General features: G+C 48.3%; 14 protein-coding genes and 2 riboswitches. Of the genes, 13 read left to right on the forward strand and 1 reads right to left on the reverse strand.

Annotation, left to right across the window (positions count from 1 at the left end; genetic code table 11):
* The first annotated feature begins 12 nt into the window (after positions 1-12).
* From pyrF to FB479_RS01820, 13 genes are all read left to right on the forward strand, one after another.
* Positions 13-750, forward strand: coding sequence for an orotidine-5'-phosphate decarboxylase (gene pyrF, locus FB479_RS01760; RefSeq protein ID WP_142061880.1), 738 nt, complete (start codon positions 13-15; stop codon positions 748-750).
* A 27-nt stretch (positions 751-777) separates the two neighbouring features.
* Positions 778-1,416: an orotate phosphoribosyltransferase gene (gene pyrE / locus FB479_RS01765; protein WP_142061883.1), complete on the forward strand. Its 639-nt coding sequence runs from the start codon at positions 778-780 to the stop codon at positions 1,414-1,416.
* 393 nt (positions 1,417-1,809) lie between these two features.
* The gene (locus FB479_RS01770) at positions 1,810-2,286 is read left to right on the forward strand and encodes a GNAT family N-acetyltransferase (protein WP_142061886.1); all 477 of its coding nucleotides are present in this window, start codon (positions 1,810-1,812) and stop codon (positions 2,284-2,286) included.
* A gap of 54 nt (positions 2,287-2,340) precedes the next feature.
* Positions 2,341-2,856, forward strand: a complete 516-nt coding sequence (locus FB479_RS01775) for a phage tail protein (RefSeq protein ID WP_142061889.1) — start codon at positions 2,341-2,343, stop codon at positions 2,854-2,856.
* Positions 2,857-2,883: 27 nt separating this feature from the next.
* Positions 2,884-3,393 (forward strand): phage tail protein, encoded by a 510-nt coding sequence (locus FB479_RS01780; protein WP_142061892.1) that lies wholly within the window; start codon positions 2,884-2,886, stop codon positions 3,391-3,393.
* Between the two features lie 15 nt (positions 3,394-3,408).
* On the forward strand, positions 3,409-3,933 hold the full coding sequence (locus tag FB479_RS01785; RefSeq protein ID WP_106653286.1) for a phage tail protein: 525 nt from the start codon (positions 3,409-3,411) through the stop codon (positions 3,931-3,933).
* A 185-nt stretch (positions 3,934-4,118) separates the two neighbouring features.
* Positions 4,119-5,294: an ATP-binding protein gene (locus FB479_RS01790; protein WP_142061895.1), complete on the forward strand. Its 1,176-nt coding sequence runs from the start codon at positions 4,119-4,121 to the stop codon at positions 5,292-5,294.
* Positions 5,295-5,433: 139 nt separating this feature from the next.
* Positions 5,434-6,054 carry an arylformamidase gene (gene kynB, locus FB479_RS01795; RefSeq protein ID WP_142061898.1) on the forward strand — a complete coding sequence of 207 codons (621 nt, stop codon included), beginning with the start codon at positions 5,434-5,436 and terminating at the stop codon, positions 6,052-6,054.
* Positions 6,055-6,151: 97 nt separating this feature from the next.
* On the forward strand, positions 6,152-7,651 hold the full coding sequence (gene zwf, locus FB479_RS01800; RefSeq protein WP_142061901.1) for a glucose-6-phosphate dehydrogenase: 1,500 nt from the start codon (positions 6,152-6,154) through the stop codon (positions 7,649-7,651).
* Positions 7,652-7,675: 24 nt separating this feature from the next.
* Positions 7,676-8,761, forward strand: a complete 1,086-nt coding sequence (locus tag FB479_RS01805) for a Gfo/Idh/MocA family protein (RefSeq protein ID WP_255438245.1) — start codon at positions 7,676-7,678, stop codon at positions 8,759-8,761.
* Positions 8,748-9,371, forward strand: coding sequence for a cyclase family protein (locus FB479_RS01810; RefSeq protein WP_142061904.1), 624 nt, complete (start codon positions 8,748-8,750; stop codon positions 9,369-9,371). The genes FB479_RS01805 and FB479_RS01810 overlap by 14 nt, the downstream gene beginning before the upstream one ends.
* Positions 9,372-9,476: 105 nt before the next feature.
* Positions 9,477-9,992 carry a DinB family protein gene (locus tag FB479_RS01815; RefSeq protein WP_142061907.1) on the forward strand — a complete coding sequence of 172 codons (516 nt, stop codon included), beginning with the start codon at positions 9,477-9,479 and terminating at the stop codon, positions 9,990-9,992.
* A gap of 218 nt (positions 9,993-10,210) precedes the next feature.
* Positions 10,211-10,317: riboswitch (SAM riboswitch) on the forward strand.
* 65 nt (positions 10,318-10,382) lie between these two features.
* Positions 10,383-10,494, forward strand: a riboswitch (SAM riboswitch).
* 86 nt (positions 10,495-10,580) lie between these two features.
* Complete coding sequence (locus tag FB479_RS01820) at positions 10,581-11,846, forward strand: homoserine dehydrogenase (RefSeq protein ID WP_142061910.1); 1,266 nt, start codon at positions 10,581-10,583, stop codon at positions 11,844-11,846.
* A 62-nt stretch (positions 11,847-11,908) separates the two neighbouring features.
* On the opposite strand, the gene FB479_RS01825 is transcribed toward FB479_RS01820, so the two are convergent.
* Entirely contained in the window at positions 11,909-13,078 is a 1,170-nt protein-coding gene (locus tag FB479_RS01825) for a CapA family protein (RefSeq protein ID WP_142061913.1), read from the reverse strand.
* Positions 13,079-13,147 lie beyond the last annotated feature (69 nt).

The following is a 13,147-nucleotide window of genomic DNA, read 5'->3' on the forward strand; positions in this document are numbered from 1 at the left end:
GGGGAGAGCAGCGTGCAACAACAACTAACCGATATTCGCGAACGCATGATTGTTGCGCTCGACTTTTCCTCACTGGATGAAGTCAAGAAGTGCATCGAGCCTCTACAGGGGCATATCCGCTATGTAAAAGTGGGGATGGAGCTCGCTTACGCAGAAGGGCCAGCGATCGTTTCCTTCTTGAAGGAAAAAGGACTCAAAGTATTCCTCGACTTGAAGGTTCACGATATTCCCAATACCGCTAAAGGCGCGATGAGAAGCCTTGCGCGTCTGGGAGCAGACATGGTAAACGTTCATGCGGCAGGCGGCGTAGCCATGATGGCGGCAGCGAGAGAAGGCTTGGAGCAAGGGACAGCGGCAGGTGCTGCTCGTCCCCTCCTGATCGGTGTGACGATGCTGACATCCACTGGTTTGCAAACGATGAATCAAGAATTGGCGATTCCAGGTGCGGTAGAAGATGTTGTGGTGCACTATGCGCTGATGACCAAGCAAGCTGGTTTGGATGGGGTCGTTGCTTCTCCACTAGAAGTACCGATGATCAAAAAAGCTGCTGGAGACGCATTTGTAGCCGTTACGCCAGGTATTCGTCCACTGGGAGCGGATCAAGGCGATCAGACGCGCATCACGACGCCAGAGCAGGCATTCCGCTTGGGCAGCGATTACCTTGTGATCGGACGTGCCATTACGGGTGCAAAAGATCCGGTAGGGGTTTGGCAAAGTATCGTCGAAGCAGTGGAAAAAGACCGTTCGTAAAGTAGCCAGCTGGAGGGAATAAGTGATATGACGACAATGACAACCGCTAAGCAAATTGCAGCGAATCTTCTTGAAATCGGGGCAGTTCATCTGCGACCGGAGCAACCTTTTACATGGACGTCCGGGATCAAATCCCCGATCTACTGCGACAACCGGATCACGATGTCCTATCCGCATGTGCGCCGTGCTATTGCGAAAGCATTTGCTGATTTGATCAAAGAGCAGTACCCAGATGCGCAAGTCGTGGCGGGAACAGCGACTGCTGGCATTCCACATGCTGCATGGGTTGCAGATCTGCTTGATCTGCCTATGATATACGTACGGGACAAGGCAAAAGGCCACGGTCGCCAAAATCAGATTGAGGGCGCATTGGCAGCTGGTCAAAAGGTAGTCGTAATTGAAGACCTGATTTCCACAGGAGGCAGCTCCTTGAAAGCAGCGCAAGCGGTACAGGATGAGGGTGGAGAGGTACTGGGGGTCGTAGCCATTTTCAGCTACCAATTCCCGGATGCCCAAGCCTTGTTTGAGGAAGCAGGCATTCCTTGCTCCACCATCTCGAATTACACAGCACTTTTGGAAGTAGCATCAGAGCAAGGAGTCATTACTAGCGAACAGGAAAAAGTATTGGGCGAATGGCGGAAATCTCCACGTACTTTTTTTGAATAAGAAGAGATACATGATGAAGAGTAGGGCTGCGGTCAAACCGTCCTACTCTTTTTTGTTTCGTCGTGGATCATAATCTGGACCCCTTCGGATCGATAGAACTGGAGTATATTGTCGGCTCACTAGGCCCGCTTGTTTTAATATTTTCAAGACGATTTGCTGCCGAAGCGTTTTTCATGCAAAAGAGCTAACTTTAGTTAGTGTTAGAAGGAAATTGGCTAATGATATCATTATTCATGATGGCTATTAAATCAGGCAGGATATCAGAAAAAGTTCGAAGGAGGAAGAGCAGTACACACATAGGAAGGACAAGTCGGCGTATCCAGGCCTGAAAGGATGCAAGCAGGTAACCGATCAAATGACAGAAAAGTACAACGATTGCATGCAAGGAGGATTATGGTACATACCAGACCTTTTGAATATGAGCAAGACGAAGCCTTTATTTGGGAATTGTACTGTTCTACGAGAACCGAAGAAATGGCTCTTTGGGGTTGGAGTGAGTCGGAAAAGTTTGCTTTTTTACAGTCGCAGTTTATCATGCAGCAGAAATCTTACCAAATGCAGTTTCCCGCTCAAAATCATCAAATCATTCTCCGATCCGAGCAGCCTATCGGTCGTATGATTACAGATGCGAGAGGAGATGCACTGCATCTCGTAGATATTTCTTTGCTGCCTGCTTATCGGGGACAGGGTGTTGGTTCAGGTATGATTGGCGATCTGCAAAAAGAGGCACTAGCTTTGCAATTACCAATCCGTTTATGTGTTCTACAAGGGAATCCCGCCTTTCGACTATATGAACGACTCCATTTCAGCGTGACAGACTCAACGGGTCTGTATATCCAAATGGAATGGCAGCCACTTCTGCAAAAATGACCAATCTGTTCGTTCGACAAGGGAAATAACCACTTTACATAAGGAGGAAGCAACATGGCAGAGCCATTTCTTGGAGAAATCAGGATGTTTGGAGGAGATTATGCACCACAAGGATGGGCATTATGCAATGGACAGATCTTATCTATTTCTGAATACGACACGCTGTTTAGTTTGATTGGAACCACATATGGCGGGGATGGACAAACGACTTTTGCGTTGCCTGATTTACGGGGACGTATCCCGCTCCATCAAGGCAAAAATCCGAGTACAGGAACTACCTACGTGATGGGTGAAAAAAATGGTGTAGAATCAGTCGTCTTAACCGTCCCGCAATTGCCCGCGCATACGCATACGGTCCACGCATCATCGCAGCCAGGAACGCAGAACAGCCCTGCCAATGCGGTATGGGCAAAGAATGCGCAGCAATATTCAGCGAATGCACCTGATGGAGTGATGAACGCGTCCAGCTTGAGTGCTGTAGGTGGAAATCAACCACACAGTAACCTGATGCCGTATACGGTTATTAATTTCATCATCGCTCTGTATGGGATTTATCCTCAACAAAATTAACATTCCAATCGAACAGGAGGGTTTTAGATGGAACCATTTCTTGGAGAAATTCGATTTTTTCCATTTTCATTTGCGCCAAAGGGTTGGGCTTTGTGTAATGGTGCGGTGCTGTCTATCAACGGAAACCAGGCACTGTATTCCTTGCTAGGAGTTACTTATGGGGGGAACGGGACAACCACGTTTGCTCTACCCGATTTAAGAGGGCGTGTCCCTGTTCATAAAAACAATCAACAGGATCGTCCAATCGTACCGCTTGGTATGTTAGCTGGCGAAGAAACGCATGTATTAACGACAACCGAGATACCCGCCCATACCCATACGGCAACCGGCTCAAATGCAGCTGCCAATGAAAAAGTATGCGCTGGGAACTACTGGGCACAAGCTTCCACTACAACCTATGGGACAACCCCTGATACGACGATGAGCGAGAGCGCGTTGCAAACGATAGGAAACAGTGCACCTCATTATAATATGCAGCCGTATTTGGTCGGGAATTTTTGTATCGCGATTCAAGGGATTTACCCGTCAAGAGACTAGAGGAGGTACTATCATATGGATCCGTATATTGGAGAAATTCGTATCTTCGGTGGCAATTTCGCACCGAGGGACTGGGCTTTTTGTGATGGACAATTGATCCCGATCTCTTCCAATCCTGTATTGTATTCAATATTGGGCACGAAGTATGGTGGAGATGGCAAAACGACATTCGCCCTTCCTAACTTAAGAGCTACAGCCCCGATGAACCAGGGGGAAGGACCTGGATTGACACCGCGTGTGGCAGGTGAGACAGGTGGTGCTGCCAACATCACGCTGCTGCAAAACGATATTCCGGCGCATACTCATGTTCCGAATGCGTGCGTAACTCCTACAGAGGATACACCAACAGGAGCGAAATGGTCTTCTACCGTTGGCCGAGGAGCTGTCATTCCTTACTCCAACACGAGTGATGGAACACAGCTTAGCCCAGAGGCAATCGGCATGACAGGCGGGACTCAACCACATAATAATATGCAACCCTATCTCGGACTCTCGTTTATCATTTGTGTGAGAGGCGGAAATTTTCCGTCGAGAGGATAGGAACCGTAGCTTGGACGCCCGATGCTGTGTAGCAGGAGGCGTCTTTTTTAAAATGACAGTCACAGCCCTTTCTTCCATCTTTTCCTACTTTTCGTATTCTTCTTGCGAGACGTATGCATTATAATGGATATGTCCGTGATACTAAACGATCGCTTGAAGCAGAACGATCGCAGAGGATGAAGCAGATGACGAAGATAGAAATACTGAAGAGCATGTTGACGAGCGATCAACGCAATGCGCCAGTATGGCTGTTATTAGGGTTAGAGCATGCTGAGCAGGGGGATCGTACGGAGGCTTTACAGGCGTTTACGCAGGCGCTTGCCTATGGAAATGAAGCGATGAAGGAAAAAATTGTGATCGAGCTCAACAAGCTACAAAAGGAATCCCCATTTTCGCGGACGTTAAAAGGGATCAGCCAGAAGGATTCCTCTACATATACGACGATGTTTCCACCTAAGATACGCGTCATCGAAGGGGGCAAAGGGAAGACCACCGCGAAATCGGTTCAACTCGTTAAGAAAACAGCGGGTTTTGGAATGGTCGGCGGGCTTGGACGAGTAAAAGAGGCAATCTTTCAAAGACTCCTACATCCTATTTCGCAACGGCTGCCTCAAAAGAAAAGTACCATTTTACTTTACGGACCATCGGGATGCGGAAAATCTTTGTTAGCAAAAGCAACCGCAGAAGAATGCCAAGCTCGTTTTTTCTCCATGGAGATCACAGGCGGTCGACGTATGCATACTTCGAACAGGCAGTTCAACATCCATGACTTACTGGCAACAGTCCCTGCCGATAAACGGCTTCTGTTCTTTTTAGATGAGCTAGACGCTTCCAGCCATGACGAAGAGCATCCGAACTCCAAACGTAGACAGGGGATCGATTCCAAATGGCTTCAGCAGATAGCGGAGGCAGGCGAGTGCGACGAACGATTCGTCCTGATGGGCGCAACCAACGTTCCATGGGAATTGGAGCCTTCCCTGCTCCGAGCGGCTGGTTTTGATCACTGGATTTTTGTCGGACCGCCAGATCGGCAAGCACGGGAGGATATTTTTCGCTTAAAACTGGAGGACCGTCCTTCTGAGATGCTCGATTATGAACAATTAGCAGGATGGACAGAGTTTTATTCGGGGGCAGACATCGAGTATGTAGTGGAGCTTGCGACGGAGCAGGTATGGCATGATATCGTAACAAAAGGGGTAGATCGCCCGATTCAGATGAGCGATCTACGGGAGGCTATTGCAGCTACCTATCCAACAACCATTGAGTGGTTGAGGACCTTGAAGGAACATTTGAAACAAGTGGATTACAACGGAATTTATGATGAAGTGTGGGACTACCTGTCTCTTCATAGTAGAATCTGAAATCAACGAAAAGACTGTCGGCTCTCTGTAAGGCTGCGGTCTTCTTTTTTGACACAAATATTAGAATATTGACTCAATATTCTCTTTTTTGTACGCTGAGTATAGGCGCGAACAGTTGCTGGAAGGTGGAGGATACGCGATGAAAATAATAGATATATCCCGTCCGCTCATGGCAGGTATGCCGACCTGGCCAGGGGACACTCCCTTTCACTATGTCGTAAACTGGCCCAAAGCGGAGAGTGGCTCAGTCAATGTCGGTAAAATAACGATGAGTGTACATACGGGTACACATGTGGATGCTCCATTCCATTTCGATGATGATGGCCGAAAAATGGCGGCATTGCCCTTGGACCTGTACATGGGAAAGGCAAGAGTGGTAGAGCTTACTGGACGTTCCAGCATTGGTCCAGAAGATTTTGCCCAGATTGATCTGGAGGGGGTGGAACGCTTGCTGCTCAAAACGTTATCATGGAGCGACCCCAATCAGTTTCCGTCAACCATCTGTCATCTGCGAGCAGATTTGCCAGCGTTCCTCGCCAAAAAAGGCATTCGGTTGATTGGAGTGGATGTCCCATCCGTCGATCCGTTGGACAGCAAGGAACTGGCTGCTCATCATGGACTTCACCAGCATGATATTCATATTTTGGAGGGGCTCCTGCTCGATCATGTGGAATCGGGTGATTACGAACTGATCGCACTGCCGCTGCTTTTGATGGAAGCAGATGGAAGTCCGGTACGTGCAATCTTGCGTCGTTCGTAACCCTGCGTATTGATAAAGCAGTGATTTTCTCGAATAATAACAGTGTAACCACAAAACCATCATTACGGCGTACGGTATGAAGGGAATGAAAAAGTAGATGGAAGCGATGACCTTTGTCCTTTTTGGCGCGACAGGAGATTTAGCCAAACGCAAAATTTTCCCTGCACTTTTTAACTTATATGTAGATCAAAAGTTACCTGCTGCCTTTTCGATTATCGGTGTGGGGAGAAGGGCCTGGTCTGATGACGAATTTCAGGACTCGGTTCGCCAGTCTGTCCATGAGTTTTCCCGTCGCACCGAGATTGATTCCCACGAGCTGGACGCTTTCTTGTCTGCTTGTCGCTATGCGGAAGTAGATGTCATGGAACCGCGTGCTTATGAAACGTTACATCATCTGGTCCTGCAAAGAGAGCAAGAGCTGCAGATCCCGCAAAACCGGATGTTTTACTTGTCAGTAGCCCCGCAATATTTCGAGGGAATTGCAACCAATGTTAAAGCCAGCGGACTCGGTTCAACGACAGGCTGGAAACGTCTGATCATTGAAAAGCCATTCGGACATGATTTGCAATCCGCCATAGAATTGAATGAAAAGCTAGGGAAAGCATTTTTGGAAGAAGAAATTTATCGCATTGACCATTACTTGGGAAAACCGATGGTTCAAAACCTCGAGGCACTCGAATTTGCCAATCCAATCTTCCAAGCTCTCTGGAACAACCAATACATTGCCAATGTGCAGATTACAGCAAACGAGGCCGTTGGGGTTGAGGATCGGGCTGGATACTATGACCATTCCGGTGCACTGCGTGACATGCTGCAAAATCATATGCTTCAAATGCTGATGATGATCGCGATGCAACTCCCAAAGCGGATCACATCGGCACATATTCGCGAAGAGAAGCGCAGGGCGATGGCGGCCGTTCGCCCGATAAAGACAGAAGAAGTTCACAACCATGTCGTTCGCGGGCAGTATTGTGCAGGACATATCCAAGGTACGCCTGTCATTGGCTACAGGGACGAGCCTGGTGTTGATCCAGTATCCATGACGGAAACGTACATTGCGACTCGAGTCTGGATTGATGATCCGTTTTGGCAAGGGGTGCCATTTTATATTCGCACCGGAAAAAGACTGCAAGAAAAATCAACGAGAATCGTCATTGAGTTTAAAAATCCGCACGAGCAGCTATATCAGGAGCAAAATGAAACAACATTGCCTAATTTGCTGATCATTAGCGTGAATCCATATGAAGGAATCGCGTTGCAAGTAAATAGAAAGAATCCGACAAATAGCGGTAAGATTGAGCCGGTGACGGTAGATTTCAGTGCAGGGACAAAAGACGTGCCAGAAGCGTACGAGCTGCTCTTGTTCGATGCACTCCGAGGGGATTCCACTTACTTTGCGCATTGGGATGAGGTCCGGCTATCGTGGGAGTGGGTGACACCGATTTTGGAAGCCTTCGCTGAAAATTTGGTGCCGCTCTTTACGTACGAAGCTGGCTCATTCGGACCGAAGGCCGCAGAGCAATTGCTTGAAGCAGACGGATTCGTGTGGTGGCTGGATAAGGTCGAAGAACGAGTACCGGTCACTGCAACGAGATAGACAAAAGAAAAGGGAGCGGATGAGATGCGATTTGGCGTAATCGGAACGAACTGGATTACCGAGGAATTTATCCAGGCTGGTCAAGAAGTAGAAGGATTTTCCCTTCAGGCTGTTTATTCACGTACCATCGAACGCGCCAAGGAATTCGCTGACAAGTACCATGCTCCATTCGCCTATAACAGCCTAGAAGAAATGGCTGCAAGCAAAAAGATTGACGCGGTCTATATTGCGAGCCCCAACTCCTGCCACGCTGAACAAGCGATCCAATGCATGGATGCGGGGCTGCACGTATTGTGTGAAAAGCCACTGGCTTCCAATGCGATTGAGGTAGAAGAAATGATCGAAGCAGCGAAAAGAAATGACGTGCTGCTCATGGAGGCTGTCAAATCTACGCTGCTGCCCAATTTTTTTGCGATACAAGACAACCTGCACAAGCTGGGAAAAGTACGACGCTTTATTGCTAGCAATTGCCAATATTCTTCGCGCTATGACGCCTATCGCGAAGGGAAGGTTTTACGTGCTTTTGATCCTGCTTTTTCAAACGGAGCCTTGATGGACATCGGAATCTATTGTCTTTATCCGGTACTTATCCTTTTTGGCAGACCAGACGACATCAAAGCAGAAGGAATTGTGCTCGATTCTGGCGTGGACGGGGAAGGCAGTATGCTTTTGAAGTATCGAGAGATGGATGCGATCATTAGCTTCTCGAAAATTACGACCTCCTATCAGCCAGCAGAAATTCAAGGGGAGGACGCTACGATGGTGATCGATCGAATCAATCATCTCAAAGAAGTGGACATTCGTTACAGGGACGGACGAATCGAGCAAGTGACAAGGCCTCAAACCCCGAAGACCATGCATTATGAAATAAGAGAATTCCTGCACTTGGCGAGGAGCGGGGGCAGACAATCTGCAACGAATTCGCATGAAGTCTCTAAAATGGCCATGCAGGTCATGGATGAAGCGAGAAGACAGATGGGGATTGTTTTTCCAGCGGATCCATGGCCATGCAGGTCATGGATGAAGCGAGAAGACAGATGGGGATTGTTTTTCCAGCGGATCGAAAAAAACAGTAAGCAAGGGGAGGGCGTTTGGGATGAAAATGTATGATGTTACCGCCACCGTATACGAAGGAATGACGGTGTATAAAAACAAGCCGGAAAAGCAGCCGAAAATACGTACTGCTACCAGTGGCTATGTAACAGAATCGAGAATCGACATGGACCTTCACACGGGTACCCATGTAGATGCTCCCCTGCACATGGTGAATGCTGGTGATACATTTGAGAGTATTTCATTGGAGAAGCTGGTAGGCAGTTGCAAGGTTCTCGATCTCACAGCGGTAGAGGACAGGATCACTCGCTCCGACTTGGAGAGCTTCGATCTTGCGCAAGGAGATTTTGTCCTGTTTAAAACGAAAAACTCATTTGAAGAGGCGTTTTCTTTTGAATTCATCTTTCTGTCAGAGGAAGGTGCGGAATATTTAAGTGAGCTGGGGGTACGGGGCATTGGTACCGATGCACTTGGAATCGAACGCAGCCAGGAAGGGCACCCCACACATAAAAAGCTGTTTGCAGCGGGAGTCATTGTCGTGGAAGGCTTGCGGCTCGCAGAGGTCCCGCCAGGTGAGTATTTTCTGGTAGCTGCACCACTCAAGCTGATCGGCACGGATGCAGCCCCGGCAAGGGTCCTATTGTTTGAAGGCTTACATAGCGTGTAATGGTGACAGTCACCCCTATGAAGATCAGGCGGGTTCATTCATAGTGGGCTTGGTGTAAGCGTGGCTTTTTTGCAGATAAAATAAATAACGAGGAGTGGGAAGCACATGCTCAGACGACCAGAGCGCGATGAATACGCTGCTTATTTCGACTATTATATTGGACTTGTACCAGAGGGGGAGCTGCAAACGATCCTCACGCAGCAAGGAGAGAGGCAAGTAGCGCTATTTTCGTCACTTGCGCCCGAGCAAATTGATTATCGGTATGCACCAGGCAAATGGACGGTAAAAGAGGTTTTGGGTCATCTCGTCGATGCAGAACGCATCATGAGCTATCGTTTGCTGAGAATCGCGAGAGGAGATCAGACACCCCTCGTCGGTTTTGATGAGAATGCTTTTGTCGAACACGGATGTTTTCAGCTAAGAGACTTCTCAGATTTATTGGAAGAGTATAAGGCTGTCCGGGCCTCCACCATCGCGCAGGTCCGCGGAATCTCTCCAGAAGCGTGGTTGCGTACAGGACTTGCCAACGGAAACAAGCTATCTGCAAGGACGTTGGCCTATGCGATTGCAGGACATGAAGCTCACCACAGTACCATTTTAAAAGAGCGGTATTTGGGGTAAGGCAAAATCTGAGAGTAGAAGTGAGAAAAGACAATTTCATAGGTGGAAACAGGTTCCTTAGGGCGTGTTTCATTGCACGTGCTGCAGTATGGAAGAGGTAGAAAGCCTGTTCACCCACAACTGAAAGCCTTGCCAAATCAGCATGCAATCAGAAAAGAAAGAATTTTGTTGACGCTTGCCTTGGAATTTCTTAGAATAAAGCTCAACAGCATAAATGGTTCTTATCCAGAGAGGTGGAGGGTCTGGCCCGATGAAGCCCGGCAACCGTTGCATATTGCGACAAGGTGCCAATTCCTGCGAGACGTTTCGTCTCGAAAGATAAGAAGCGGGTTACTCCATTAGTAGATGAACCTTCTTCTTAGCGAAGAAGGTTTTTTCAATTTCATATTTTCTTTATCCAGAGAGGTGGAGGGACTGGCCCGATGAAGCCCGGCAACCGTCACACATATTTTGTGACAAGGTGCCAATTCCTGCAGGACATATACGTCCTGGGAGATAAGGAGGGGGAGCATTAGCTGCTAACAAGCCTTCTTCTTATCGAAGATGGCTTTTCTTTTTATCTAAAATTCGGGGTATGGGGTGGTCAGAATGAGTGCAGAAGTGGTACGCGTGGGATTATTGGGATTGGGAACAGTGGGTGGAGGCGTAATCAAAACGATCCGTTCGCAACAGGAGAAGTTGGCTTCTCGTCTGGGAAAACGAATTGAGATCGTCAAAGCATTGGTACGTGACTCGGAAAAAGAGCGGGCGGTTCAAGTCGACCCTGCTTTACTGACAACTGACTTTGAGGATGTATTAAGAAGCGATGTGGACATCGTGGTGGAGGTCATGGGCGGTGTAGAACCTACCTATGACTACGTCCGTGCTTTGATCGAAAAGGGCTGCCATGTAGTAACTGCCAACAAAGAACTCCTGGCGAAAAAAGGAACAGAGCTAGTCGATTTGGCAAATCAGCATCAAGTACATCTTGCCTATGAAGCGAGTGTCGCAGGGGGCATCCCGATCTTGAGCGTGCTCAGGCAGTTCCTTCGCACGAACGATATTCAAGGGGTTCGCGGTATTCTCAACGGAACAACGAATTTCATTTTGACGAAAATGGAGGCAGAGCAGCTCTCTTACCAGGAGGTGCTCAAGCAAGCGCAGGAGCTTGGCTATGCGGAAGCAGACCCTCGCTCGGATGTGGAAGGCTTTGATGCTATGTACAAGTTGTATATCTTGGCACAGCTTGTTTACGGGGAATCGCTGCCTTTAGCTGATGTTGTTCGCAAAGGAATTGCAGATTTGTCAGCAGGTCACATTTGGATTGCGAGCGAGCTGGGGTACCGGATCAAGCTGATCGCGCAGGCCTATCAAGCTGAAAAAGGAATTCGCCTATCTGTTGAACCAACCATGCTTCCGCTGAGCCATCCGTTGGCACAAATCCACGACGCGTTTAATGCTGTACAACTATCCGGCAACATCGTGGGAGACTTGTTGTTTACAGGAAGAGGGGCAGGAGAGCTCCCTACAGCAAGTGCTGTCGTCGAGGATTTGGCCTATTTATTGACGCAGCCATTCACACCGCATCCTACCTGGAAAGAAAAAACGGCTGACAAAGCTGGAGTCACGTTGGACTCGGCAGAACACGTCCTCTGCTATCTTGAGGGCTCATGTCATACTGCTACGCCAGATCGTGTCTTGCATTTCCTTCAGCAGGCAGGAGTAAACGTGCATAAGCTAAAAGTCCAATTCGACTTGGGTGGCGTCTTGCGTGCAGGTTTGATCGTGACAGGAATCAATGAAGAGCATGAGTCCCTATTGAAAAATGATTTTGGCTTAGATGTGCGCTGCTTCCCCATTATCGAATCTGCGTAAGTTAGAGGAATAATAAGAAGAAAAGCCGTATTTCTAGTTACCTGGAAACACGGCTTCTTTTGTCAGGGGGCAGTCTCCACTGCTTTTGCACGCGGCTGTACACGCCCGTCACTTTGTATGTCGACACTCTCCGAAATGGATTCAATGCGTTTTAGCAGGGCAGCGCCGTTGCTTTCGTTCATCGGTACGGCTTGTCCCAATTCTGCGTGAACGGGGAGCATCGTCAGCTCACAATCAGCGTTTTTCGTACAGCTTGCTTGCAGGACCATCGTCTCCCATGTCTTAGGCTCGTTTGATCGTGTGAAAATGAAATTGCCAAGACTGTACGAAATCCATTTGTCGTTGTATCGTTCAAAGCCTTGAAGTACGTGGGGATGACCACCGACAATCAAATCTGCACCAGCATCGATGTAGGCACGAGACAGCTCTTTTTGATGATCGACAGGATAATCGGAGCGTTCCTTGCCCCAGTGTGCAATCACCACGACGAGATCCGCTTGGCTGTTCGCATCTTGGATCGCTTTCACTGCCAGCGTCGGATCATAGGAAGCGGCCATACCTGGCTGGGAATCCCCTGCAAACCAGCTTGTTTCGGGAATGACCCTGCTGAAGCCGAGAATCGCGATCTTGATGCCATTCTTTTCAACGAATACAGGTGAATAGGCACGGCTGGCATCCTTACCGGCGCCGACATATTCAATCCGGTTTTCGTCCAAAGCGTCAAAAGTATCCAGCAATCCCGGGACTCCTTGGTCCATGGAGTGATTATTGGCGAGATTCACCACATCAATCCCAGCGTTTTTCATGGCAGGAACAGCAAGTGGCGATGACTTGTAGACATACGCCTTGTTCTGTGCAGCAACACCTGTGGCAGTGACCGGCGTCTCCAAATTGGCAATCGTGAGGTCATCTTGCAAAAAGAGCGAGCTTACATGCTTATATGGGTAGTCATAGCTGTTTGCGAGTAAGGTTTTCTCTACATTCCCTGACATCATAATGTCACCAACAAAAGTGAGCTGCACATTAGACTTTTGGTTCACCGTATTGTCAGGAGCAGGCTGCGTGTCCGGGTTGGCATGTTCTCCATCCATGGCAATTTGGAATAGGTAGTAGGTTCCGACGACGAAGATGGCCAACACGCTAAATAGGAGTGTGCTCTTTCCAGCCCGTACCCATTTTCTGCGTGATTGCTTGCGCCGAGCTTTTACCCGGCTTGATCTGGTATCGTTCATTTTTCCCCCTTGTATTTCTATCCTTACATAAATGAATTTTGATATCCTATAAGTAATACGAAAAGAGGC

This window comes from Brevibacillus sp. AG162, assembly GCF_006715575.1.
Lineage (GTDB): Bacteria > Bacillota > Bacilli > Brevibacillales > Brevibacillaceae > Brevibacillus > Brevibacillus brevis.